Source organism: Caproicibacterium sp. NSD3 (assembly GCF_053613275.1).
In genome coordinates, this window is sequence record NZ_CM132119.1 from 1,332,367 (window position 1) to 1,358,354 (window position 25,988).

The following is a 25,988-nucleotide window of genomic DNA, read 5'->3' on the forward strand; positions in this document are numbered from 1 at the left end:
ATCTATGTGCAGGGGGCATGTCTTTATTCCACTGCAAGGCTGCGATATCCCATTGTTTCATAGCACTGGTTTGCCTGTTCTTTAGAGCAGGCAATCGTTCCACTGTCCGCATATGGATCATTAAAATAAAAATTGTCATCATCATAGCCAACAAAGACTACACAATGCTCATTGGCAGGCCATGTATAAGTCTGATCGGTGATCAGACTGGAAGAAACATCTTCTTCCGGAATCGAATAGACACCAGGCTTTGTCAAAAGCCAAGTATCAGATGGATATGCATCACCCCATAATATAGTTGTCCAAACCAAAACCGGTTTTCCTTGATCCAAATATTGTTTTGCAAGATCATCAAGACTTTCTCCACTGGTATCGATTGCTTGCTGCCCGCCCTTTAAAAGTCGATTCATCATCTTTTGGATCACCGGTGGGAAACACCCGAATCCATCTCCATTCAAAGGATTTCCCACAAAACATTCCTCCGGACTCGGTCCGGCATAATCGTAATCTGGATCATTAATTTCCGAGAGGTTCCCCATATCAAGATTATCAATGATATCATCTACTGTATAAGAATAATGATAATACTCCAACAACATCAAAGAGCTGACCAGTTCACAGCCGGAAGGCAGCAAATCATCTTGATTCAAATATGGAACATCCAGATGCACTCCATTTTCATCTTTTTCCCAGGAAATATTTCCCGGGGAAAGGTCGTCTGATTCTGCTTCTTCTGACGATACTCCCGAAGATTTTTGTGAAGATTCTTCTGAAGAGACTTCCCCTTTCGAGGCTGAAGCTTCTACCGATTTTTCCAGATTAAAAACTCCAAATTTCAAGCATGCAAAAAGGATTCCGACACAACAGCAACCAACTGCAATCAGCACGGAGATTTGCTTTCGTCTCTTCTTCCGATCATGTCTATAATGGTGATGATTTTCCATAAATAGGGTTCAACCCTTTTCTTTTAAAATAATATGGAAAAATCATACCAACAAAATGTGAGCATTTTTTGAAGCTTTTTAAATTTCATAAATTTTTTTTGATCTTTCCAAGAGCCGCTTTTTCCAAACGTGATACCTGCGCCTGAGAAATTCCAATTTCCTGCGCAACCTCCATCTGCGTCTTTCCTTTAAAAAACCGCAGTGCAAGGATTTTCTTTTCTCGTTTATTTAAATCAAGAAGCGCCTGTTTTAGCGCAATTTCGTCCAGCCAGTTGTTATCATCATTATGATCTCCCACTTGGTCCATTACATAGATAGTGTCGCCGCCGTCAGAAAATACCGGCTCATAAAGAGAAACCGGCTCCACAACAGATCCAAGTGCCAAAACGACTTCTTCCCTTGGGCGGCCCAATTCTTTGCTCAGTTCATCTATTGTTGGTTCTCTGGAGAGAGAAGCAGTCATGCGTTCTTTTGCCTGCATTGCTTTATAGGCGGTATCACGCAAAGAACGAGATACCCGAATGGCATTATTATCCCGCAGATAACGGCGAATCTCTCCCACAATCATCGGTACTCCATAAGTGGAAAAACGAACCCCTTGATTAATATCAAAATGGTCGATCGCCTTCATCAATCCAATACATCCGACCTGAAACAAGTCATCCGGATTTTCCCCACGATTCGTAAATCTCTGAATCACGCTGAGAACAAGCCGCAGATTTCCCTTGATCAATTCTTCACGGGCATTAGGATCGCCCGCTTTCATCTTTTTTAAAAGCTCTATCTTCTGTTTTTCGGTAAGCACCTGTAATTTTGCTGTATTGACCCCACAGATTTCAACTTTTGCTGAAGCCATGATGGGCATCCTCCTAAACATTTTAAACATTTGTTTAAAAAAAGGATGCTCATTTCTGATCCCGAATATTCAGTTAAGTGGTTAATCTGAATTTTTCATAACAGTGAAAAGCTCAAAACACTCAAACTGCTTTATAAGAAGTCCATTTCCCACGAAAATAGTGCGGAACGAAAAAGCAAATACGGCAGATCCAGTCCACAATCATCGCTGCCCATACACCGACTACGCCGAATCCAAGATACTGCCCAAATACATAGCTGAAGAGAATTCGAAAAATCCACATGGAAGCTGTTGAAACGATCATACTGAATTTTACATCTCCCGCAGCACGAAAGACATTGGGGAGTGTAAAGGACAAGGGCCAGATCAACATTGCAGAAACACCGTGAATCGTTAAAAGAAGCGTTGCTGCATTGGTGGCTTCCTGAGAAAGTCCATAAACCTTCATAACGAAAGGCAGCCCCAATAAAATCAAGATTCCAAAAACGTCCATGAAAAGGTAGGTGATCTTCATTAGTTTTTTCACATAATAACGTGCCTGTTTTACATCGCCTGCTCCCATACACTGTGAAACCACGGTAACGACGGCAAGAGACATGGCCATTCCGGACATCGTCTGAAAGTTCCCAATGGTATTCCCCACTGCATTCGCTGCGATAGAATAAGTCCCGAAAGTGGAAACCAAACTTAAAATAATGATTTTTCCAAGCTGAAACATTCCATTTTCAAGTCCATTCGGAACTCCAATCCGAAGAATATTTTTAATGATCTTCCAATCCGGACGATAGGGAGTGTCGGAAGGAATCGAAATGGTTCTTCCGGATTTTTTCAGCAAAAAGAGCATTAAAAATGCCGCGACCATACGTGAAACCAAGGTCGGAATTGCAACGCCCTCGGTACCGCGGTGAAATTCAAAAATTAAAAGCCCATTTCCAATCACATTGATGATATTCATGAGGAGCGAAACACGCATAGAAGTTTTTGAATCGCCCATTGCGCGAAAAATTGCCGCACCGCCGTTGTAAAGAGCAATAAACGGCACAGAAGCTGCTACAATCATTAAATAGACATCCGCATTATACATGACATTCTCATCAATTTGACCGAACACTATATGAAGAATAAACCATCTGCACAAATACAGAAGCGCTGTTACGATGATCGATAAAGCCAACATAACCCACATTAGCTGTCGAGCAGATTCATCTGCTTTTTCTGCGTTTTTCTGGCCGAGATATTGTCCGGCAACAACAGCGCCTCCGGCCGCCATTGCAGAAAAGATCAAGGTTATGAGGACCATAATGCTATCTACCAGCGAGACCCCAGAAACAGCCGCCTCCCCTACACTTGCAATCATAATTGAATCTGCAAGTCCTTCCAAGATTGTCAGAAGCTGCTCCGCCACTAAAGGCAAAATCAACGCGATCAGAGTACGGCGATTAAATAAATAATGGTTAAAATCAACCGTCGAAGAATTTTTTTCTATAGATTTATTTTTTTCCAAAATTTCCCTACTCACTTTTTATATACTTTATTATATTTATTATAACATGTATCTTGAAAAATCCCAGACTGATTTGTTAATAAATTTAAAAAACGGATTTTCTCCTCGTTTTTATGAAAAAAGTCAAATTTATTCTAAAATTTAACAGAGAACAAGAATTCTTGCTTCCCTAAAATGAACCTGCTATACTGAATTTATTCCTTTAAAAGGAGTGAACATCAATGGAATTTTTGATTCCGGAAGAAATCAAAAAGATTTGTACTTCTTTACAAAGCGCTGGATTTGAAGTCTGCTTGGTCGGAGGCTGTCTGAGAGATCTTTTGCTTCAAAAAGAACCCCATGATTGGGATATCACCACCTCTGCCCTACCAAAGCAAGCGGAAACAGTCCTTTCAAAAGAATTTTATTGCCGGGAAACCGGAATTCAACACGGAACCATTACCGTGTTTGCAGACAACATCTCAGCAGAAGTTACCACCTATCGTATTGACGGAAATTATTCCGATCATCGAAGGCCTGATACTGTCCGTTTTACCCGAAACCTGACTGAAGATTTAAAGCGACGGGATTTTACCATTAATGCTATGGCATGGGATGGAACCCTCACGGATCCTTTTGGGGGACAAAAAGATTTATCCTCTAAAATCATTCGCTGCGTTGGAAATCCCGATGACCGGTTTCAAGAAGACGGTCTTCGAATTTTAAGAGCGCTGCGCTTTGCTTCAACTCTTGATTTTTCCATTGAGCCGAAAACTGCACAAAGTATTCATCAAAACCGGTGGCTTTTAAAATCAATCGCAATGGAACGAATTTGTTCTGAGCTTCTCCGCCTGCTCTGCGGAAAGGGCGCCGCACGAATTTTGGACGAATATCAAGACGTGTTTTTTGTCTTTCTTCCGGAACTTTTTCCAGAAACGAAATGTCCGCAAAATAATCCTTATCATATTTATGACGTCTGGCACCATACCCTTAAAGCTCTCGAAAACGTTCCACCTACCCCGGATCGACGTCTAGCTACCTTACTCCACGATATTGGAAAACCTTCCTGTCACACAACCGATAAAAATGGAATTGATCATTTTCATGGTCACGGAAAAACCGGCGTCAGCTTATCCGAAGCGATTCTAAGCCGGTTACGCTGCCCGAAAAAGTTTTCTGATCTGATCGTTTCCGCTGTACATTACCATGACATTCTTTATACCGACGATGAGCATCTGATCCGCCGCCGTCTGCAAAAGCTGGGGGAACCGCTTTTCTTTTTGATTCTAGATTTAAAGCGCGGTGATGCTGCTGGGCAAAATCCTCTTTATTTTAGCCGCTTGGAAGAATTAAATCGTATTGAAACACACGCACAAAAAATCATCGCAGAAGGAAATTGTTTTTCTTTAAAGCAATTAGCAGTAAATGGGAATGATCTTTTAAAAGCTGGAGTTTCCCCTGGCCCACAAATCGGAAAAGTTCTTCGCTTTTTGCTGGAGGCCGTCATTAACGGTCAATGTGCTAATACAAAATCCGAATTGATTCAGTACTATCAAACCAATTTTTCTGAAGATGATGCTCTCTAAGACTTTCCTGCAATGCAATAAAAGTAACCTCTTTTTATGTAAAAATTACGAACGGCTGTTTTCGAAAAGCACATCGAAAACAGCCGCTTTTATTTTTATCCAACTTTTTCTAAATTTTTTCTCAGTCGTTGAATGATCTTCTTTTCCAATCTGGAAATATATGACTGTGAAATTCCCAGTGCATCGGCCACTTGTTTTTGCGTATGTTCTTTATGATGATTGAGCCCAAAACGCAGTTCCATAATTTCACGCTCCCGCGGGACCAACCCTTGTACTGCCGAAAGAAGCATCCTTTTTTCCGCCTCTTGCTCCACCCCACCGGAAACTAAATCACTCTCGCTTCCCAGAATGTCGGAAAGCAAAAGTTCATTGCCATCCCAATCAACATTGAGCGGATCATCGATAGAGACTTCGCACCTTAACTGACTAGACTTTCGCAGATACATCAAAATTTCGTTTTCGATACATCGAGACGCATAAGTCGCAAGTTTGATTTTTCTCTCTGGACAAAATGTATTAACTGCTTTGATCAGCCCGATTGTCCCAATCGAGATCAAATCCTCTACATTCGCGTTGGGCGATTCAAACTTTTTTGCAATATAAACAACAAGCCGAAGGTTATGCGTAATAAGCGGTTCCCTGGCGTTTGGTTTTCCATCCATAATGTCCTGCATTACTTTTGCTTCTTCCACCTTCGAAAGTGGTGGAGGCAGTGTCTCTGGCCCATTGATATAATGTATGTGCCCTTTTAATAAACTAAAAATGATTTTTCGGATTTCTGCCAAAAATTCCATCTTGTTCTCCTCTTTCTTACATAAAATCATCTAATAATTCCGGCGGTATCAGCGCTTCGTAATCACCACCAGAAAGTTTGCTGTCTGACACGGCCACATAGCAGGGTCCCAACTTTTTTTCTTTTTCTCCAATTAGGATCTGCGCATTGCTGGGTTTCCACGCCCGCATAAGGCCATCTCCTCCAACACTGGAAAAAGGGACCGGACGCGGCGGCGTTTTCGGAAGCTGCGGCAAAGCTTTTCGCTCGGCAACAATCACCGGCAATCCTGAAAATGGTTCTTTTAAGGCACATCCAGTATCTACTTTGCACCGCAGTTTTCTTTTTTCTCCGTCAAAGGAAAGTTCTAAAGTCCCATCTAGATTTGGTACAGCTCCTCTGCCGGTAATTCTGTGAAAAACCCGCATTGTAAAATAACAAACGCCAACCAATCCAATAAATAAAACGGGAGGCACATCAAAATACACTACATTGTTTTTAATAAAAAGACCTTTTGGCGCCAAGAAATACCAAAGGACTAACATAATCCCTGCAAAGGCAAAACTCATCACATAAAAGGAAAGCAGCTGTCTTAAAAATAAGGCTCTCCCACAAAAGCCAAACGCACAATATGTAATAATCGCCGCCAAAAGCAGCTGATAAATAAAACTAACCCACGTCTCCATCGCAGGAACAAGCACAATCAAAGATCCCACCGCCCCCACCGATGCGCCCAAGATCAGTCTCCCTTTTTTCGGCTCCAAATGCAGAAATTTCGCATTTAAAAGCAGGAGGCAAAAATCCACAAATAGATTTGTTCCCAGAAGAACATCTACATAGATTACCTGCACGAGTTTCTCACCTCTTATTTGGAGTATGACACAAGTTCTTAGGAAAAACCTGTCAAAAAGAGAAGGGATTCAAAACGGATTTTAATCCGTTTTGAATCCCTTCTTCTATGGCTATTTTATTCTCTTTTTTCAACACTAGAAAATGAGAAATCACATGTAGTTTTTCTTATTTTGCAGGGCTGTTTATGTAGTTGCCCTGCTGCGTCCTCCGATTCCAAGACTAACGGAAATCGCCTGATCCACCTGATTCATACTCTGTTGATCAAGGCGCCCCATTTTTTCTTTTAATCGGTGTTTATCAAGGGTACGGACTTGTTCCAGAAGAACCACACTGTCTTTGGATAAGCCGGTATCTCCGGCATCCAGATAGATATGCGTCGGAAGATCTGCCTTTCCTTTTTGACTTGTAATCGCTGCCGCGATTACGGTTGGACTAAAACGGTTTCCGACATCGTTTTGAACAATCAATACAGGCCTGACCCCACCCTGCTCTGATCCGACGACAGGACTGAGATCTGCATAAAAAATATCTCCCCGTCTGACATTCATAAATCTATTCACACTCCGCATAAAGGATTTTCCTTTGATAGCTTTGGCAAATTAATCCGGATTTATTCACCGAATTTTGCTGCTCTATCCTATGCATAATCAGAAAGATCCGTGTAGAATGAGAAAGATTGAAACAAAAAGATAAAATTTGTCCAAATGATAGTCTTTAAAGGAAAATCCCCGGCAATTCTTTTAAAAGATCATGCGGAAGCATCGCGGTCTGAGAAAACTTTTTTGCAGCAAAGTCTCCGGCAAGTCCATGAAAATAAACGCCTGCCGAAGCCGCCGCAAAAGGTTCCGCTCCCTGTGCAAGAAACGCTCCAATCATACCGGAAAGGAGATCTCCACTTCCGCCTTTGGCCATACCAGGATTTCCAGTTGGATTCTGAAGGACTTGTCCATTGGGAGAAGCAACAATTGTCCCAGCTCCCTTTAAAACGACCACCGCATTCCATTTTTCGGCATAGCAGGCTGCAAGTTCCACTCGATTTTTTTGCACTTCTGAAACAGTTTTGCCGGTAAGTCTTGCCATTTCTCCCGGGTGAGGCGTTAAAATAAGCGGCATCTCAAGAAACGGCAAAATCGTATCAGCCTCTTCTGCAATACAGTTTAATCCATCCGCATCCAAGACGAGCGGTACTTGACAATGCTTTAAAATGTTCCGAACCCGATCCGGATATGCGGTTGAAAATCCACACCCCATCACACAAGCAGTTGCCCTTTTTAATGCGGATTCGACCGGAGAAAAATCATCCTTCTGATAAACCGTATAAACTGGTTCTAAAAGTCTGGAAGCAACGATCGGATAAATAGATTCCGGTACCGCCATATCCACTAAACCGGTACCGCATCTCAGTGCTCCACCTCCGCAAAGGACAGCAGCTCCCGCCATCCCATAGCTGCCGCAAATACAAAGGAGCCTTCCAAAGTTTCCTTTATTGGCATTCTGTGCTCTGGGCTTTAAAATCGAACGGGCGAATTTTTCCGAGATCAGTTCCATTTGAAATCTCCTTTCCGATGACGATCACTGTTACCAAAGTATCGGTATGGCTAACGCTGACCATGAATTCTTTTCCAAATGCCAAGCGGGCCGCTTTTCCAGAAAAGTGCAGATATGGAGCTCCATTTTCCCGATGCAGCAGCTCCACTTCGCAAAGAGAAAATCCGTGAAGTCCGGTACCAATCGCTTTAGAAAAAGCTTCTTTAGCACTAAAAGAAGCCGCAACGCTCTGGGGTGGAAATCCGCGCTTTTGGAGTTCCAAAAATTCTCTTTGTCCAAGGATTCTACGACAAAAGCTTTCCCGTTTCATCGATTCTTTAATCCGTGAAATCTCACAGAGATCAATTCCAACTGCGTCCATAAAGCAATCCTCCCAAAACACTTTTTTCTATTTTATCACACCTCGATTTTGTTTACAAATAAAGGAATTTACGAAAAAGTTTATCTAAAAGTGCTTTTAAGTGCTTGCAAATAAAAAAGGCGCGTGATATAGTTAAATAGTTCATAAATTGAATAAAAACAAACACGATGATAAAGTAAAGTAGCGGCCTTAAAATGCCCGTAAAGAGAGAATGCGTCACCCGGCTGAGAGCGCATTTACCGGCAAAGTTCGCAAAGTTTCCCTTTGGAGTGGCTGTGCAGAACCATTTATAAAATGAAGTAGGCGCAGAACGGCAGACCCCGTTATCGGTCATCAGAGTACAGAATCAGGGTGGTACCACGAAAGTTTTGCCTTCGTCCCTCTATTGGGGGATGAAGGCTTTTTATTTTTTCGGTTCCAGCCTCAAGAAAGGATGTTATAGATGATCAAAGAGGATTTAGAGGCAGTCCGCCAGAAGGTATCGGATGACCTCAAGGGAGTCAATGAGCAAAAACCATTAGATGATCTGCGCATAAAATACCTTGGCAAAAAAGGAGAACTCACCGCAATTCTGAAACAGATGGGAAAACTTTCCGTCGAAGAGCGTCCTGCAGTTGGACAGAAAGCAAATGAGATTCGTTCTTTTATCGAATCAGAATTACAAAAACGTTCTGCAGAACTAAAAAAGCAAGAGCTTGCACACCGTCTGGAACATGAAGCAATCGATGTGACAATGCCCGGAAAATGTCAGCAGCTCGGTGCTAAGCACCCGCTCTCCATTGGTCTTGATGAGATTAAAGAGATTTTCGTCGGCATGGGGTTTGATATCGTAGATGGCCCCGAAGTGGAAACTGACTACTATAACTTTGAAGCACTCAATATTCCTAAAAACCACCCGGCACGTGATACACAGGATACTTTTTATATCAACGAAAACATTCTGCTGCGTACACAGACAAGCCCAGTACAGGTACGTGTGATGGAAAAGCAAAAGCCTCCTATCCGCATTATCAGCCCTGGCCGTGTCTACCGCAGTGATGCTGTAGATGCCACTCATTCCCCTATCTTTCATCAGATCGAAGGACTGGTCGTCGATAAGGGTATCACTTTCGCCCACCTGAAGGGAACCCTTGAGACTTTCGTAAAACGTCTTTACGGAGAAGACAGCGTCGTTCGTTTTCGTCCTCATCACTTCCCCTTCACGGAGCCTTCCGCTGAAGTGGACGTACAGTGCTTTCACTGCCACGGTGAAGGCTGCCGTCTCTGTAAAGGAGAAGGCTGGATTGAAATTCTGGGCTGCGGTATGGTCCATCCGAAAGTTCTGGCAAACTGCGGAATCGATCCGGAAGTTTACACTGGATTTGCTCTCGGGATGGGACTGGAGCGTGTTGTTATGCGCCGCTACCAAATCGACGATATGCGCCTGTTCTATGAAAACGACGTACGGTTCTTAAAACAATTCGGTTGATCAACTTAGGATAGAAAGCGTGGTTAAAGCATATGAATTTATCAATGAGATGGCTTCAGGAATTCGTAGATCTGCCAAAAATGAAGCTTCGAGACTTCACCGAGGCAATGACGCTCAGCGGAAGTAAAGTAGAAAGCTGGGAAACAGAAGGTGAAGATATCCAAAGCGTTGTCGTAGGGAAAGTGCTCTCTTTGGAGCATCACCCAGACAGTGATCACCTTTGGATTACGCAGATCGATATCGGTTCAGATGCACCGATTCAAATTGTAACCGGCGCGCAGAATCTGAAAAAGGGAGATTTTGTCCCAGCAGCGCTCCACAATAGTCTTCTCCCCGGCGGAAAGAAAATTAAAAAAGGCAAACTGCGCGGTGCAGAATCAAACGGAATGCTTTGCTCTGTCGGCGAATTAGGACTCACTGTTCATGATTTTCCGCACGCTATCGAAGACGGAATCATGGTCCTTACAGAAGAAGATGGCTGCAAACTGGAACTCGGCATGCCGATTCAGAAAGCACTCAATTTTAATGATACCATTGTCGAATTTGAAATCACCAACAATCGTCCGGACTGTTTCTCGATGATCGGACTTGCTCGGGAAGCTGCCGCTACTTTCAATCTGCCGCTTAAAAAGCATAAGCCGATTGTAAAAGCAGGCGCTGGGGATTGCAGAGAACTTTTAGATGCAAAGATTGAAGCGTCGGATCTTTGCTCCCTCTACTCCAACCGAATTGTAAAAAACGTGCGTGTGGCGCCGAGTCCCCTTTGGATGCGGGAACGTCTGCGTGCAATGGGAGTTCGTCCAATCAATAACATTGTGGATATCACAAACTATGTCATGATGGAATATGGCCAACCGATGCACGCCTTTGACCTGCGCTTTGTAAAAGACGGAAAGATTCATATCCGCCGTGCAAAAGCCGGAGAAAAGATTACAACGCTGGATGATGTAGAACACACACTGACCAAAAACCAGCTGATCATTGCCGACAGCGAAAAGCCGATTGCGATTGCCGGTGTGATGGGCGGCGAATACAGCGGTATTATAGAAGACACCAACACGGTTGTTTTTGAATCTGCCTGCTTTAACGGTGCTTCCGTTCGTACCACTGCACGCGATCAAGGAATGCGCACAGATGCTTCTGCCCGCTATGAAAAAGGTCTTGATCCGCAAAACTGTCTGCCGGCTCTGCAGCGTGCCTGCGAACTGATTGAACTCTTAGATGCCGGGGATATTATGGACGGAATGATTGTAGACGACTGTTCCGATCATGAACCCCGCCGCATTCCTTTGGAAGCTGATTGGATCAACCGTTTCCTTGACACTGATATTTCAAAAGAAACAATGAAGAGCATTCTGAAAAAGCTGGAATGCAAATTTGACGATGATACAATTATTGTTCCATCTTTCCGCCCGGATTTACAGCACAAAGCAGATATTGCCGAAGAGATTGCAAGATTTTATGGATATAATAAAATTCCGGGAGCGGCACTTCCCGGTGGAGCACAGGGAAAATATACACCGGAACAAAAATTCCAGCAGAAGATTTCCAATACAATGCTTGCACTCGGTGCCAGCGAAATTATGACCTACTCTTTTATTTCGCCTAAATATTACGACAAAATTCTGATGCCTAAAGACGATTTCCTCCGCAAATCCATTACGATTTCCAATCCGCTCGGAGAAGATACCAGCATCATGCGTACCGTAGCGCTTCCCAGTATGATGGAAACTCTGGCGCGCAATTATAACAACCGCAATGACAGCGCCTGCCTCTTTGAAATGGCCAGCGAATACATTCCTACAACAGAAAATGAACTGCCTATCGAAAAAGCGACCCTGATCTGCGGCATGTATGGAGAAGATTATGATTTCTTTTCCTGCAAAGGAATTCTGGAAGGTCTGCTCTCCCGACTTGGTGTATACGACTGGGACATCAAAGCTTCTAAAGAAGAATACAGCTATCATCCTGGACGCTGTGCTGTCTTAAGTATCAATGGAAAACGCCTCGGCGTGATTGGCGAGCTTCACCCGAATGTAATGGAAAATTACGGCATTGGCGGGCGCGCATACAGCTTCAGTCTGGATGTTAAGATGCTTTATCAAGCCAGCCAAAAATCCATCACTTATCAGCCGCTGCCGAAATTTCCTGCTGTCTCTCGAGACCTTGCACTAATCTGCAATGCTGATATTCCTGTTCTCGTTCTTGAAAAAGCAATTAAGAAAGGTTCCGGCAATCTGCTAGAACATATCGAACTATTTGATGTTTACCGCGGTGAACAAATTGCTTTTGGCAAAAAGAGTGTTGCTTTCCGAATCATTCTGCGCTCTGCGGATGAAACTTTGACGGAAGAGCGCGTAAATTCCACCATCAAGAAGGTAATTGCCGAACTTGAGAAATTTGGTGCCACTTTGCGTGCTTAATCCTGCTGTTTTTAGGTAATAATTCTCCACATATCGAATTTTTCGGATTTTATCCTTGCAAAAAAGGATCGCTTGTTGTATCATTTAATTCATTGGAGGTGTTTTCCATGTTGGATAAGACGATGACCTTTTCTATTGGGTCTGATCGCGAACAGGATATCCGTCAGGTCCTTACTGCTGTTTACTCAGCAATGAAGGAGAAAGGATACAATCCCATCAACCAGCTGGTGGGTTACATTCTTTCGGAAGATCCTACCTATATTACCACCCATAATAATGCACGGAGTCTTATACGCAGAATTGACCGAGATGAATTATTACAGGTATTGCTTAAATCATACCTTAGTATATAAAAGGAGGGACGCGAATGAGCGAAACAAAAGAAATGGACTTCCCAACCTACAAAGGAAAGCCACTTGTCCGCAGCGGCGACATCCTTTATTATGGTGATATGAAGGAACCCTATGTCTGCCGTTTAGAAATTAAAAGCAAAAAGAAAGTTCAGGATATGGAAATTGCAGACAAAGTCTTTATTCAGTTAATGTCTACTGACCCGACGGTTCATACACGTAAGCAAATTATAAAAAGCAGTGAAAAAAACGGTTTATATCTTGCTTTGGACATTGCCGACGCATGGCTGTCCCGTGCCTTAACAGAAGGCGTTTGATTTTTTACTGACAATGAAAAGAATGACCTCAATGGGCTTAAAAAGCCATTGAGGTCATTCTTTTATATTATCTTATTCTTTTTTGATGATCTCAAAAACAGCTTCTGCTAATTTCCGATGATCTTTAGCATCAAGATGTTCCATATCCGTTTTGCTGACTTCTGCTAAGTCCGAAGCCGCCAGAAAATCGCAATGATACCGGTCTGCAATCTTCTGATAGACCCTTTTCAGCTTTTTTACCATCTGAACCGATTTTCGATCAAATTCCGGATCAAACTGAGACTTCCAAACTTCTTCTCCAAGAAAGATCGGTGAAATTAAAAGGACTCTGATCTTAGGAGAAACTTGTCGGATTTCTTCCAAAAGCTTTTCTATTCCAAGACCAATCACATCTGCAGAAGCTCCATAACAGGTTTTACAATCATTCGTTCCAAGCATTAAAACAATACGATCTAACGGCATATGACTCTCCAGCAAAATTGGAAGCTGTTCGCTCCCCTTTCTTCCGGCTCTCAATTCATCCTCAAAGACAGTTGTTCTTCCACAAAGGCCTTCTTCAATAATCCGATATCCCAGTGGATACAATTTTTCTTCCAGGATTCCTGTCCAGCGCACAGTTCGATCATACCGTTTCAATGGTTCCGGGAATCAATCCATATGTGTTGGAATCTCCAAAGCAAAGCAGTTCCTTCAATTCCGTCACCTCATCACTGCTTTTATATTTTCTGGGAAGCAGCTATCGAATGCTGTTCCTCTTTTTCCTTTGTCCCATTATAAACATCTTCCTGCAGCAGCCCTTCTGTTTTTGCAACCAATACTGCAGATTCAGCAGCTCCAACTACGTTTGTTGCAGTTCTCGCCATATCTACAATCATAGAAATCGGTGAAAGAAGTACAATCAGCTCAACCGGAAGTCCAGCTGCCGCAAATAAAGCGGTCGCGGTAATCGTCGCTGTACCAGGCACCCCAACCGTTCCAACGGATACGACCAGGGCAAGAATAATCAGAAAAGCATATTGTACCGGTGTATAAGAAATTCCCAGGACATTGATGCTAAAGACAGCGAGTAATACCGGCCAAATTCCTGCGCAGCCCGGCATACCGAGGTTTGCGCCAAGTCCGGCTGTAAAAGATGCCACATCTTCATTGACGCCCAATTTTTTCGTTAGCTGACGGACCGTAACAGGGATTGTTCCAATACTGCTCTCAGAAGTAAAGGCTACCACAGCAGCCGGAGCAATTCCTTTTAAGAAATAAATGGGGTTTAATTTTGCAACAAAGCGAATGAAAAGGCTTTCCACTCCAAAGAGCTGCACTGCGCACAAAGCATAGGCAAGCACCAAAATTCCTAGAAGCGGCAATAAATCCGCCACACTGCTCTTTCCGACCGCCCGTGCAATCAGCGCAAGCACTGCATATGGTGTAAACTCCATGATCCAAGAAACCGCCTGCCCCATCACTTTATTTCCCGCATCTATAAATGTTTTAAATGGTTTAATATTTTCCTGTGTTTTTACTGCTCGATTATACGCTACTGCAACAATAATTGCAAAAGCTACAATCGGCACCACTGCACCGTTGCTCCACTGCGAAGCAAGGTTCTGTGGGAAAAGAGAAACCAGTGTATCCAGAAAATTTGGTACCTCTTTTGCTTTATAATCCGTAACAGTCTCATAGGCAAAACCGGTGCCAACTTTCAAAGATACCGCAGCAATCAATGTAATCACACTGGCTGTTAATGTATTCAACAGCAAAAACAAAACGGATTTTAATCCAATCTTTTTTAGATGAATCGAATCTCCAAGATTCGTAATGCTTGAAATAATACTAAAAAGAAGCAGCGGAACTACCATCGCTGAAATTACATGCGTATAAATTGTACCGAATACCGCGACATAGGTATAATTCTCTTTAAATAGAATTCCAACAACAATTCCAAACCCAGTTCCTAACAAAGTGAGAATTCCAAAATCAAGATGTTTCTTTTTGTCCAAAAAATATAAAACTCCAAAAAAGACAAGTGTTAGCGCTAAAGCACCCAGCGCCAAATAATTAATTAGCATATTTCTTTTCTCCTTCCAAATGTCAAAACGATATAAAAAAGCCGGGCAATTGTTTTTTACAATTCCCGGGAATTAAGTAATCATGGTCAAAAATCCCCAGTTAACAAAGAGTTGACTCTTCTATCAACGCACAATCATTTTTCCCATAAAATTCCCGTAACCATGGCATTCGACAACATTCGTTTTTACACATTAATTTTAAAGCTTTCATTAGGGTTCCCTCCTTTTATTTACATATTAATTCTATATGTTTAATATGATTATAGCGTATAATAAACATTTGTCAACCTTTTCTAAAAAATTTCAGTAAAAAATAAAAGCTGGCATTGCTTTTAAACAATGTCAGCTTTTATAAATCAATAACATTCTATTCAGTCACGCAATTTACCAATATCATGGCGAAACTGAACGCCTTTCCAAGAAATTTTATCCACTGCTGCATATGCCTTTTTCAAAGCTTCTTCTAATGTATCGCCGGTGCAGGTAACCCCCAGCACACGGCCACCATTGGTATAAAATTTTCCGTCCTGATATTTGGTACCGGCGTGATAAACCGTTGCACCTTCTACTTGTCCCTTGCTGTCAAGTCCATGAATTTCAAGCCCTTTTTCATAGCTGCCCGGATATCCGCCGCTTGCCATCACAACACAGGCTGCAGCACCATCTTTCCACTCGATTTTCATCCGATCCAGCGTTCCGTTAATGGTTGCCTCAAAAATATCCACCAAATCCGTTTTTAGACGGGGCAACACAACCTGCGTTTCCGGATCTCCAAAGCGGGAATTGTATTCAATTACTTTTGGCCCGTCCGGTGTCAGCATCAATCCAAAATAAAGGCACCCTTTAAATGGTCTGCCCTCTTCATTCATTGCTTTCAGGGTAGGCAGAAAGATCGTCTTCATACACACATCTGCAATTTCATCCGTATAATACGGGTTCGGGCTGATTGTCCCCATTCCGCCGGTGTTTTTGCCCTGGTCATTATCCAAAGCGCGCTTATGATCTTTACTGCTGACCATTGGCTTCAGTGTCTTTCCATCCGTAAAAGCCAAAACGCTGACTTCCGGCCCTGTCAAAAACTCTTCTACGACAACCCGATTTCCGGAAGCACCAAAAATTTTATCTTCCATAATAGATTTGATGCCGTCTCTTGCTTCTTCAAGGTTCTGACAAATCAAAACGCCTTTTCCTAATGCAAGACCATCTGCTTTAATGACAACCGGAAAACGATTTTGCTCTTTGATAAAGCCAAAAACTTTCTTCGGATCATCGAACACTTGATAATCTGCTGTAGGAACCCGGTATTTTTTCATCAGCCCTTTACTGAATACCTTGCTCGCTTCAATCTGTGCAGCTTTCTGACTCGGCCCAAAAGCCGGAATCCCCACTTTTTCCAAAACATCGACCATACCGGCCGCAAGCGGATCGTCCGGAGTCACGCAAACAAGGTCGATCTGATGATCTTTTGCCCATTTAGAAACCCCTGCTAAATCCGCAGGAGACAAATCTACATTTTCAGCATCACAGCCGATTCCACCATTTCCCGGAGCACAGTAAACTTTTTCTGCCTTCGGGCTTTCCAACAGTTTCCGTACAACGGCATGTTCCCGGCCGCCGCCACCGATTACTAAAATTTTCATCAGAAAATTATCCTCCATAAAAGCCAATCAATGATGGAATAAGCGCATTCCGGTAAAGGCCATCACCATTCCGTACTTATCACAGGTACTGATAACATGATCGTCACGAATAGAGCCTCCAGGCTGTGCCACATACTGAACGCCGGATTTATGGGCTCGCTCGATGTTATCGCCAAATGGAAAAAATGCGTCACTGCCAAGGGTAACCCCATTGAGTTTTTGAAGCCATTCTTTCTTTTCTTCTGCAGTAAGAGGTTCCGGACGAGTCTTAAAGCGCTGCTGCCATTCCCCGTCGCGCAGGACATCATCGTACTCATCACTGATATAAACATCGATTGTATTGTCACGATCCGGACGGCGGATTCCATCCACAAAAGGAAGAGACAGCGCCTTCGGATGCTGACGAAGCCACCAAATATCCGCCTTGTTTCCGGCGAGACGTGTGCAGTGGATTCGGCTCTGCTGTCCAGCCCCTACTCCAATCGTTTTCCCATCTTTTACATAGCAGACTGAATTACTCTGCGTATATTTAAGAGTAATCAGAGCAACCATCATATCTCGCTTTGCCGCATCAGGAAGCTCTTGATTTTTCGTTACGATATTTTGAAGAAGACTCTCATCAATCTTAAAATTATTTCGTCCCTGCTCAAAAGTAACGCCGAAAACATCCTTACGCTCGATTGGAGCAGGCTGATAAGCAGGATCAATTTCTACGACATTATAGCTTCCCTTGCGCTTGGTCTTTAAAATCTCAAGCGCTTCTTTTGTATAGCCTGGTGCAATGATTCCGTCGGAAACTTCCCGTTTGAGGAGCGTTGCCGTCTGTGCATCGCAGACATCAGAGAGCGCTGCCCAATCGCCATAAGAAGACATCCGGTCTGCTCCACGTGCCATTGCATAAGCACTGGCAATCGGAGAAAGCTCCAGATCATCTACAAAATAAATTTTCTTTAGCGTCTCACTCATTGGGACAGCAACCGCCGCACCGGCAGGGCTGACATGTTTAAAAGACGCAGCTGCCGGAAGCCCTGTTGCCTCTTTTAACTCTTTGACAAGCTGCCATGAATTCAACGCATCCAGAAAATTAATATATCCGGGGCGTCCGTTCAACACCTTAACAGGCAGTTCTCCTTCCTTCATAAAAATTTTGGAAGGTTTCTGATTCGGATTACAGCCATATTTTAGTTCCAGTTCACGCATGGCAAGATTCCTCCGTTTCTAAATTTGTCATACTTTCTCTTGAAAGCTTTTTGTTTCCGTTCTTATTGTAGATACGACTTTCGGTCTTTCCCGTTTTTAAATCAATAAAGCGAGTAAAAAGCGAAACTTTATTATCAAAGTCCAAATGATTCCAAACTGTTTCGGTAAATGTATTCAGATCCCCTGGCAGTGTCACCAAAGTCGGTTCTCCATCAAAGCTCGGGAGCGGATTGCCGTTTCCGACATAGGTATGAATATACCGTCCCTCTCCCGCTTTTGGATTTTCATAATCGTAAAAATAACGTAGCGTCGTACTTTCATCATTATGGTCACTCTTTAAAATGGACAGACGAAAATCCCCGTTCGGCAGCACAATACCACTGACACGCGGGGTGAAATTTGGGCCATCGGGTTCAAAAGTACGGGTGTGTAATGCCTCAACAAAGTCTTTCCCATCTTGCAAAAAATCATAAACCGTATCCGTCTGATCGCCGTTTGTAACGATTGTTTTCCCCTTTAACACCCGAACCGGTGCGTAAATAATCAATGACGGATCCACTAATTTTGCAGGATCAAATGCCTTTGTACGAATTCCGTCTTCCTGCCATTCAAAAACACGGTTTCGGCTGTTTTCACTGCGCCCCATAATAAAATAAGCAATCGCCGCATAATGATTAATCTTCACTGCGACCTAAAATAATCCCGCGGCCTGGATAAGAGGAAGAACTCAACTCTTCCGATAAATCACAAAGCTTCATTTGTTATCCTCCCTGATGATGGCTTTTCCATCAATTACCTGAATCTTTCCGGCACAGAAAAGTGCTACTGCTTGCGGTAAAAGTTTCCACTCTGCCTGCTCCATCACGCGGCGCTGAAGTGCTTCGGGAGTGTCGTTTGGTTTGATCTCTACTGCTTTCTGCAAAAGGATCGGGCCGCCGTCACAAACTTCATTGACTAGATGGACAGTAGCCCCTGTTACCTTGACACCGCGCTTTAATGCTGCTTCGTGTACATGAAGCCCAAAATATCCTTCTCCGCAGAAAGAAGGAATCAAAGACGGATGAATGTTCATGATCCGATTTTTATATTCTTTGATTACGCGTTCACTGATGATGGTCATAAATCCTGCCAAAACAATTAGATCAATTTTATTTTCTTTTAAAAGAGAAATCAGTGCACAATCGTACTCTTCCTGTTCAGAAAAAGTCTTTCTAATCAAAACTTTTGTAAGAATTCCTGCTTTTTCCGCACGGGACAGCGCATACGCGTCCGGACGGCTCGCAACCACCAGTGCAATCTTGCCATTCGGAATTTCTCCGCGGCGTTCCGCATCGATCAGAGCCTGTAGATTTGTTCCACCACCCGAGACAAGGACCGCTATTTTTAGCATAAGACTACGCCTTCCTCGCCTTGCGTAACTTCTCCGATTGCTACAGCGTTCTGGCCAGCTTCTTTTAAGGTTTCCAATGCCTTTGCAGCATCTTTTTCCGCGACTGCACAAACCATTCCGACACCCATATTAAACGTATTATACATATCATGTTCCGGAATTTTCCCAGTCTTTTGAATCAGATCAAAAATTGGAAGTCTCGGCACTGTCTTCAAATTGATTTTTGCGGTCATGCCGGAACGCATCATGCGCGGAATATTTTCGTAAAATCCGCCTCCAGTTACATGAGAAACTGCTTTTACTTCGACCGCCTGCATCAGCTGACGCATCGGTTTTACATAGATTTTAGTCGGCGCCAAAAGCGCTTCTCCCAAGGTCATGCCCAATTCTTCTACATATTTCCCAACATTTTCCCGATTCAGGTCAAACACCTTGCGCACCAAAGAAAAACCATTGGAGTGAACCCCGGAGGAAGGAAGACCTATGAGTACATCTCCCGCCTGTAATTTACTTCCGTCAATCATCTTTGTGCGGTCTACGATTCCCACGGAGAAACCTGCCAAATCATATTCATCTTCCGGATAAAAACCTGGCATTTCTGCAGTTTCCCCACCGACAATCGCGCTTTCGCCCTGCACGCAGCCTTCGGCAACCCCTTTTACAATCTGTGCAATCTTTTCCGGAACATTTTTTCCGGTGGCAATATAATCAAGGAAAAACATCGGCTGAGCACCACAGCAGATCACATCATTAACACACATGGCAACGCAGTCAATTCCAATGGTGTCGTGCTTGTCCATCAAAAAAGCAATTTTGAGCTTTGTGCCAACTCCATCTGTGCCACTAACCAAGATTGGATCCTGCATCCCGGCAAAATTCGGGCGAAAAAGTCCGCCGAAACCACCGATTCCGGAAACGACACCAGAAGTCTGTGTTCTTGCCACATGCTGTTTCATCAGATCAACTGCACGATAACCCGCGGTCACATCGACGCCGGCTGCTTTATAGCTGTCACTGTAACTGTTCTTATTCATTTTCTGCTCCTAATCTGCCATCAAAGGGCGGCTGCTTTTTCCTGTATTGCTGCATCTTTCGCGGAAACTTCTTGTGCCATTGTTTCCTTCATCTTTTCCAGTTTCTTAGAAAGTGATTCGTCCGACAGAGCCAACATCTCTGCTGCCAAAATAGCAGCATTCTTTGCCCCATCGATTGCAACGGTCGCAACCGGAATTCCGCTTGGCATCTGCACCGTTGCAAGCAATGCTTCCATTCCGCCAAGATTTTCGGATTTGATTGGGATTCCAATCACCGGAATGGTCGTATTTGCTGCAAGAACGCCTGCAAGATGTGCTGCCATTCCGGCAGCTGCAATAATCACACCAAACCCGTTTTCTTTCGCACTGGAAGCAAAAGAAAATGCTTTCTGTGGTGTGCGATGAGCACTCATCACATGCACTTCGTATGGAATTTCCAGCTTTTTAAGCTCTACAATGGCTTTTGATACTGTTGGAAAATCACTGTCGCTTCCCATAATAACCGCTACTTTTTTCATTTGTCTACCACTCCTTATGATTAACTGAATCAAATGAATGAAACTGTCTTACTCCTTTTGAAAGACATGAGCAAAAACGATAAAAGCGGGGAAAGAAAGCCGCAAAATATAACGCCTTTCCTCCTCCGCTTTTTTATCAGATAGTATTATTTTAGAGGATATCCTGTCTAATTGCAAGGTATTGCGGCACAATTTTTGCGATTCCGAAAGAACACCTAAAAAATTGTTCTTTCCTTTTCTTTTTTTCAAAAATTCCACCAAAAAGCGGGCACGAAAAATCGCACCCGCTCTTTTTTATTCTTCTGTTTTTGGTTTCTCGGGCTCCTCTGCTGGAGAATCCGTAACCAGTTCTTTAAAAGAAGCCGCCAAACCCGCCAAGGACTGTATCTCGCTTGGAATAATAATCTTGGTCGCCTTTCCGTCGGCTGCCTTCTGAAACGCTTCCAAGCTCTTAATCGCAATCACAGATTTGCGCGGATTCGCTTCATTTAAGCGTTTAATACTCTCTGCTAGTGCGGTCTGCACAAGTTTAATTGCTTCCGCTTCGCCCTGTGCTTCACGAATCTTGGTTTGCTTTTGCGCATCTGCCTGAAGAATTGCGCTTTCCTTTTCGCCTTCTGCAATCAAAATTTTGCTGGTCTTCTGCCCCTCCGCTTCCAGAATCCGCGCACGGCGTTCACGTTCCGCCTTCATCTGTTTCTCCATACTGTCCTGAATCTCTTTTGGCGGAAGAATGTTTTTCAGTTCTACGCGGTTGACCTTAATTCCCCACGCATCCGTTGCCTCGTCTAAAATCGTACGAATCTTTGTATTGATCACGTCGCGGCTGGTAAGGGTATGATCCAATTCCAAATCTCCAATAATATTTCGAAGAGTGGTTGCCGAAAGATTTTCAATTGCAGAAAGTGGGTTCTCTACCCCATAACAATAAAGTTTTGGATCCGTAATCTGAAAATAGATAACCGTATCGATTTGCATCGTCACATTATCTTTTGTAATAACCGGCTGAGGTGGAAAATCCACGACCTGTTCCTTCAGAGAAACCTTTTTCCGAATCTTATCTGCAAACGGAATCTTAAAATGAAGTCCTTTTTCCCAAGTATTGTGATAAGCGCCCAAACGCTCCAGCACATAAGCATATCCCTGCGAAACGACCTTAATATTCGAGATTACAATCGCAATTAAAAAGATTAGTAGTAAAACCAGAAAAATTTCCAAAATCGGAATTTTCATAAAATGGACACTTCCTTTCCTCTCTTCATTCAGGTTTTGTTATTTCTTTTACTAATAATTTAACTCCTTCAATCGTTTTTACCAAAACGTCTGCACCTTCAGGGATCACTTCTCCATCGTAAGACCGGGCGGTCCAAAGGCTCCCTTGTACCTTTACAAGGCCAGTTCCTGCAGTATTGTCTATCTGCTGTGTCACAATTCCCTTCATTCCGATATACCGATCCGCATTGGTCTCCGTCTTTTTAAAATTCATGGCTTTATGAACAAAAGGCTTCGTTAAAAGCAAAGTCAGCACAGTTACGCCGATAAAAATGAGAAGTTGCAGCCATGAAGGAACTCCGCAAAAAGCCGATATAGCCGCCGCAACTCCTCCGATTGCAAACCAAATACTGACAAGCTGTGTCGTGCACCCTTCAATGATCGCCGCCACTACTGCAATCGCCAGCCATAAATATGGCAGATAATAAGATAAAATCAGCACTGCTGAACCCCCTTCTTTGAATTGGAAAAGTTCTTCCAATTATAGATGCATTGTAGCATAGAAACTTTTCTTAAACAAGGATTTTCCTCAAATAAAATCAGAGCAGTTCCAATAATTTTTCTTCAATTGCCTCTGCCACTTTTGCATGACCTTCCGCGTCCAAATGAATACCATCTACCGCCCCGGGCTGTACAAACAAATTTAAATCAAGGAATTCGCATTTTAACTGAACAGCAACTTTCTCTAACTCTGGTTCCAATTCTCGGGAAACCCCATTTGTATGCTCGTTAAAGTCCCAAGGGATCCCGGAGTCTTCCTGATACTGCATAGCCGGCGGACAGAGAATCAAAACTTTAGGAGCGTTTCCGTTTGGCCCACATTTAGAATGCTGAACCATTTCTGCAAGTACTTTAACTCCCTCTGCAATTTCTTTTGCAGAAAGGCCCAATCTTGTTTTGCAGTCGTTGATTCCCAACATTAGTAAAACCCAATCGACCGGACAATGTTTTTGCAGACAAGGAAGCAAAGCTTCTTTTCCATTTCTGCAGCCACCCACCAAATCATCCCATAGAGTTGTTCGTCCGTTTTCGCCTTCAGGGATCACTTGAATCTGCGGCATGGCATGCTGCAAACGGCCGGTCCATCGAACGGATTCCGGCTGACGAGTACCAAAACGCGGATCAAATCCCCAAGTGTTGGAATCCCCAAAGCATAAAATTCGTTTCATTTTATTTCCTTTCCCAAATCTATAAAAATATACCGATTATGATAGAATCAGTATACCATCAACTAGCTTACTTCGTCTAGAAAAAACAAAAAGGCTGACAGCAAAATTACTGTCAGCCTTTTTGTTTTGGGATTAAAGAGAGAGGAGAAATATGAAAGCAAAATTGGATCTCTTTTGAGATCGTCCAACTCGGATGTGCTGTTTCCGATTTGGATTGTCTATAGTATAAACAAAGGTTGTGTCCGATATTTAAAAGGACTGTGAAGAAAAGATGAATCTTCCGTAAAGAAACTATAAAGTCCCTTTAAATTTTCCCATTTTATTTGCTTTCCTATAAAATAACGAATCCTCTTATTGGGCAGAAGAAAGCATTTTTTCCGAATGTTTTGCTTCAGAAATGACCTTTGGTTGCTGCAAACGGCGTACACAAATTGACAAGGTAAAACAGATTGCAAAATAAATGAGCGCCATAAATCCATATACCAAAAACATAGCTGCAGCATTACCTGAGAATTGTGCAATGACAATCCTGCCATTTACAGTGAATTCGGCGATATTGACGGCCGCCAGCAGAGAAGTATCTTTTACGACCGTAATCACTTGGCTGAGAAGCGCCGGAATACTGACGCGCAAAGCCTGTGGAAGGACGATCATCTTTAAAGTCTGGAAAAGTGAAAAGCCTTGAGAAGCTGCTGCTTCAAACTGTCCCTTCGGGATACTGTTTAATCCGCCGCGAACAATCTCTGCAACCACCGCGGAGGTAAAAAGGGTGAATGCCAAAGAGCCCGACATAAAGTCTTTAACCATCGATGGGATTCCCTTACCAAACGGCACCAAAAAATAGATGATCAAAATCCAGAGCAAATTTGGTGTCGTTCTGAAAATCTCAATATAAACGGATACAATAACACGCAAAGGTTTTGGCCCATATGATTTGACAGAACCCAAAAATGTTCCAAACAGAAGGCTGAGCAAAATTGCAACGACTGCTACCGAAAGCATCATTCCAATCCCCTGGAACATAAAAGCTATATTGCTTTTGCTGAATACCTGAGATAAGATTTCCATTATGACACCTCCACAACTGCTGCTTCTGGCATCTCTTTTGGTACTTTTTTATGCGAAACAGCCGGGCCGAGTTTTGCTCGTTTTTCCAAATGCTTTGCCAGAGTGACCAGCGGAAAATTAATGACGAAATACAAAGCGCCGGCCATAAGGTATCCAGGGCCATAGCAAAGATAAAGTCCAACCCATGAATCCGTCAGATACATGAGTTCTCCGCCTGCGATCATCGCTGTAACAGAGGTGTTTTTCACCAGATTCACAGCCTGATTTGCAAGCATTGGCATCATTACCTGAAACGCCTGCGGCAAAACAATCATACGCATTGCTTTTCCAAAGCTGAAGCCCTGGGAATACGCAGCTTCGATCTGTCCTTTTGGAACAGACTCAATTCCCGTGCGGACTACCTCACTGATATAAGCGCCGTGATACATCCCCACGCCTAAAACGCAGATTGGAAAAACATCCAGTATAATTCCAACGCTCGGCAGTACATTATACATAAAAATCAACTGTAAAAACAGCGGTGTATTCTGGAAAAACTCCACATAGACTCGGGCAATTATTCTCAATATCTTTAACTGAGATACGGAAAAGACTCCTAATATAATGCCAATACAAAGCGCAAGGACAAGTCCCAGCAAAGAAAATTCCAGTGTATGCAGAAAACCGGTTCCGAAGACTTCTCCGAAGTCTTCAAATACCCGCCGCCATTGCTCTGCTCCAAATGGCATGCGATCAACTCCTTCTGCTTAAATCAATCCCCAAAATCAGGGATCAACCCATTTATTTAATCTCCCATTTATCCAGCATCTTCTGCAGTTCTCCACTGGATTTCAGGTCGGTAATGGTATCATTGACGAGCTTTGCAAGATCATCGTTTCCTTTTTTCGTTGCAACGCCGTAATCCTGTGGCGCATAGGTATCGTCAAGGATTTCTGTCTTATCATCTATATAACCATTGAGAATCGATTTATCAACCGAGAAAACATCAATTCTACCGGAATCCAATGCAGCCTTAATTTCTGGATAAGTTGCAAACTCGGAGAATTTCAGTGTGATTCCCTGCTGCTTTGCCTGATCTTCCAAAGCACTGCGGCTGGTTGCAGACTGCGCAACACCGATCGTCTTTCCATTCATATCTTTAAGGCTCTTGATTCCGCTGTCTTTTTTCACCAAAAATCCAACAGCATCTGTCATATAAGGGTCAGAGAAATCGTACTGCTGTTTACGGTCATCCGTAATGGTAAAAGTTGCAATTACCATATCGATATCGCCTTTATCCAAAAGCGGGCCGCGGGTTTTTGCATTGACAGTTGTAAACTCAACCTTAGAGGTATCTCCGTCAAAGATTTTACCGGCAATCACTTTTGCCAGATCGTCTTCAAAGCCTTCATATTCATTTGTTGTTGTATTTAAAAGACTGTATTTCGGAATATCTGCTTTTACGCCAACTTTTAACGTACCAGATGCTTTGATCTTTTCGACTGCAGCACCTGCCGCACTCGTAGAAGAATCTGCTGCTTTAGAAGATGCTGCTGTAGAAGAAGCACTGGTACCTCCGCACCCTGCTAAAGCCGCCATCATCGCTGCTGCCATTACCGCTGCTGCAGCCTTTTTCATAAATTTCATTCTGTTTTTCCTCCTTACAAAATTGTGTTCTTTGGCACAAAACAAATT

Annotated in this window: 26 protein-coding genes and 1 pseudogene; 5 read left to right on the forward strand and 22 right to left on the reverse strand. The window is 43.1% G+C overall.

The annotated features are described in order from the left end of the window. Positions 1-23: 23 nt before the first annotated feature. The 3 genes from ACVS9P_RS06625 to ACVS9P_RS06635 all read right to left on the reverse strand — a co-directional run bounded on the left by ACVS9P_RS06625 (position 24) and on the right by ACVS9P_RS06635 (position 3,304). On the reverse strand, positions 24-944 hold the full coding sequence (locus ACVS9P_RS06625) for a C39 family peptidase (RefSeq protein ID WP_452102800.1): 921 nt from the start codon (positions 942-944) through the stop codon (positions 24-26). 85 nt (positions 945-1,029) lie between these two features. Beyond that, positions 1,030-1,800, reverse strand: coding sequence for an RNA polymerase sporulation sigma factor SigG (gene sigG / locus ACVS9P_RS06630; RefSeq protein WP_452102801.1), 771 nt, complete (start codon positions 1,798-1,800; stop codon positions 1,030-1,032). 121 nt (positions 1,801-1,921) lie between these two features. Further along, positions 1,922-3,304, reverse strand: a complete 1,383-nt coding sequence (locus tag ACVS9P_RS06635) for an MATE family efflux transporter (RefSeq protein WP_452102802.1) — start codon at positions 3,302-3,304, stop codon at positions 1,922-1,924. Positions 3,305-3,525: 221 nt separating this feature from the next. Between ACVS9P_RS06635 and ACVS9P_RS06640 the strand changes: the two genes are divergently transcribed. Beyond that, on the forward strand, positions 3,526-4,869 hold the full coding sequence (locus tag ACVS9P_RS06640) for a CCA tRNA nucleotidyltransferase (protein WP_452102803.1): 1,344 nt from the start codon (positions 3,526-3,528) through the stop codon (positions 4,867-4,869). A gap of 95 nt (positions 4,870-4,964) precedes the next feature. Here the strand turns inward: ACVS9P_RS06640 and sigE are convergent, their stop codons facing one another. The 5 genes from sigE to ACVS9P_RS06665 form a co-directional block, all read right to left on the reverse strand. Then, the gene (gene sigE / locus ACVS9P_RS06645; RefSeq protein ID WP_452102804.1) at positions 4,965-5,663 is read right to left on the reverse strand and encodes an RNA polymerase sporulation sigma factor SigE; all 699 of its coding nucleotides are present in this window, start codon (positions 5,661-5,663) and stop codon (positions 4,965-4,967) included. A gap of 16 nt (positions 5,664-5,679) precedes the next feature. Then, positions 5,680-6,492 (reverse strand): sigma-E processing peptidase SpoIIGA, encoded by an 813-nt coding sequence (locus ACVS9P_RS06650; protein ID WP_452102805.1) that lies wholly within the window; start codon positions 6,490-6,492, stop codon positions 5,680-5,682. Positions 6,493-6,675: 183 nt separating this feature from the next. Continuing rightward, entirely contained in the window at positions 6,676-7,041 is a 366-nt protein-coding gene (locus ACVS9P_RS06655) for a type II toxin-antitoxin system PemK/MazF family toxin (protein WP_452102806.1), read from the reverse strand. Positions 7,042-7,207: 166 nt separating this feature from the next. Further along, positions 7,208-8,041, reverse strand: a complete 834-nt coding sequence (locus tag ACVS9P_RS06660) for an NAD(P)H-hydrate dehydratase (RefSeq protein ID WP_452102807.1) — start codon at positions 8,039-8,041, stop codon at positions 7,208-7,210. After that, a complete protein-coding gene (locus tag ACVS9P_RS06665; protein WP_452102808.1) occupies positions 7,977-8,402 on the reverse strand; it encodes a holo-ACP synthase in 426 nt (141 codons plus the stop codon). Before ACVS9P_RS06665 ends, ACVS9P_RS06660 begins: the two co-directional genes overlap by 65 nt. 445 nt (positions 8,403-8,847) lie before the next feature. Here ACVS9P_RS06665 and pheS point away from each other — a divergent pair, with 445 nt between their 5' ends. The 4 genes from pheS to ACVS9P_RS06685 all read left to right on the forward strand — a co-directional run bounded on the left by pheS (position 8,848) and on the right by ACVS9P_RS06685 (position 12,960). Beyond that, on the forward strand, positions 8,848-9,870 hold the full coding sequence (gene pheS, locus ACVS9P_RS06670; RefSeq protein WP_452104680.1) for a phenylalanine--tRNA ligase subunit alpha: 1,023 nt from the start codon (positions 8,848-8,850) through the stop codon (positions 9,868-9,870). A gap of 32 nt (positions 9,871-9,902) precedes the next feature. After that, positions 9,903-12,293: a phenylalanine--tRNA ligase subunit beta gene (gene pheT / locus ACVS9P_RS06675; RefSeq protein ID WP_452102809.1), complete on the forward strand. Its 2,391-nt coding sequence runs from the start codon at positions 9,903-9,905 to the stop codon at positions 12,291-12,293. A gap of 107 nt (positions 12,294-12,400) precedes the next feature. Further along, on the forward strand, positions 12,401-12,646 hold the full coding sequence (locus ACVS9P_RS06680; RefSeq protein ID WP_452102810.1) for an IreB family regulatory phosphoprotein: 246 nt from the start codon (positions 12,401-12,403) through the stop codon (positions 12,644-12,646). A gap of 14 nt (positions 12,647-12,660) precedes the next feature. Further along, a complete protein-coding gene (locus ACVS9P_RS06685) occupies positions 12,661-12,960 on the forward strand; it encodes a hypothetical protein (protein WP_452102811.1) in 300 nt (99 codons plus the stop codon). A 72-nt stretch (positions 12,961-13,032) separates the two neighbouring features. Here the strand turns inward: ACVS9P_RS06685 and ACVS9P_RS06690 are convergent, their stop codons facing one another. From ACVS9P_RS06690 to ACVS9P_RS06755, 14 genes and pseudogenes are all read right to left on the reverse strand, one after another. Beyond that, complete coding sequence (locus ACVS9P_RS06690) at positions 13,033-13,596, reverse strand: GDSL-type esterase/lipase family protein (protein WP_452102812.1); 564 nt, start codon at positions 13,594-13,596, stop codon at positions 13,033-13,035. An 80-nt stretch (positions 13,597-13,676) separates the two neighbouring features. After that, entirely contained in the window at positions 13,677-15,023 is a 1,347-nt protein-coding gene (locus ACVS9P_RS06695; protein WP_452102813.1) for a dicarboxylate/amino acid:cation symporter, read from the reverse strand. 371 nt (positions 15,024-15,394) lie between these two features. Further along, positions 15,395-16,663, reverse strand: a complete 1,269-nt coding sequence (purD, locus tag ACVS9P_RS06700) for a phosphoribosylamine--glycine ligase (protein WP_452102814.1) — start codon at positions 16,661-16,663, stop codon at positions 15,395-15,397. A 27-nt stretch (positions 16,664-16,690) separates the two neighbouring features. Then, positions 16,691-17,863, reverse strand: a complete 1,173-nt coding sequence (locus tag ACVS9P_RS06705) for a phosphoribosylaminoimidazolecarboxamide formyltransferase (protein ID WP_452102815.1) — start codon at positions 17,861-17,863, stop codon at positions 16,691-16,693. Continuing rightward, a pseudogene (locus tag ACVS9P_RS06710) lies at positions 17,856-18,621 on the reverse strand (IMP cyclohydrolase). Before ACVS9P_RS06710 ends, ACVS9P_RS06705 begins: the two are co-directional and overlap by 8 nt. Further along, positions 18,618-19,253, reverse strand: a complete 636-nt coding sequence (purN, locus tag ACVS9P_RS06715) for a phosphoribosylglycinamide formyltransferase (protein WP_452102816.1) — start codon at positions 19,251-19,253, stop codon at positions 18,618-18,620. Before purN ends, ACVS9P_RS06710 begins: the two are co-directional and overlap by 4 nt. Next, entirely contained in the window at positions 19,247-20,287 is a 1,041-nt protein-coding gene (purM, locus tag ACVS9P_RS06720; RefSeq protein ID WP_452102817.1) for a phosphoribosylformylglycinamidine cyclo-ligase, read from the reverse strand. Before purM ends, purN begins: the two co-directional genes overlap by 7 nt. Positions 20,288-20,307: 20 nt before the next feature. Next, complete coding sequence (purE, locus tag ACVS9P_RS06725; protein ID WP_452102818.1) at positions 20,308-20,805, reverse strand: 5-(carboxyamino)imidazole ribonucleotide mutase; 498 nt, start codon at positions 20,803-20,805, stop codon at positions 20,308-20,310. Positions 20,806-21,099: 294 nt separating this feature from the next. Next, a complete protein-coding gene (locus ACVS9P_RS06730; protein WP_452102819.1) occupies positions 21,100-22,038 on the reverse strand; it encodes an SPFH domain-containing protein in 939 nt (312 codons plus the stop codon). Positions 22,039-22,063: 25 nt separating this feature from the next. Then, entirely contained in the window at positions 22,064-22,519 is a 456-nt protein-coding gene (locus ACVS9P_RS06735) for an NfeD family protein (RefSeq protein WP_452102820.1), read from the reverse strand. A gap of 97 nt (positions 22,520-22,616) precedes the next feature. After that, a complete protein-coding gene (locus ACVS9P_RS06740; RefSeq protein WP_452102821.1) occupies positions 22,617-23,246 on the reverse strand; it encodes an SGNH/GDSL hydrolase family protein in 630 nt (209 codons plus the stop codon). A gap of 351 nt (positions 23,247-23,597) precedes the next feature. Beyond that, positions 23,598-24,314: an amino acid ABC transporter permease gene (locus ACVS9P_RS06745; protein ID WP_452102822.1), complete on the reverse strand. Its 717-nt coding sequence runs from the start codon at positions 24,312-24,314 to the stop codon at positions 23,598-23,600. Beyond that, complete coding sequence (locus ACVS9P_RS06750; protein ID WP_452102823.1) at positions 24,314-25,042, reverse strand: amino acid ABC transporter permease; 729 nt, start codon at positions 25,040-25,042, stop codon at positions 24,314-24,316. Before ACVS9P_RS06750 ends, ACVS9P_RS06745 begins: the two co-directional genes overlap by 1 nt. Before the next feature lie 52 nt (positions 25,043-25,094). Then, a complete protein-coding gene (locus ACVS9P_RS06755) occupies positions 25,095-25,940 on the reverse strand; it encodes a transporter substrate-binding domain-containing protein (protein WP_452102824.1) in 846 nt (281 codons plus the stop codon). Positions 25,941-25,988 lie beyond the last annotated feature (48 nt).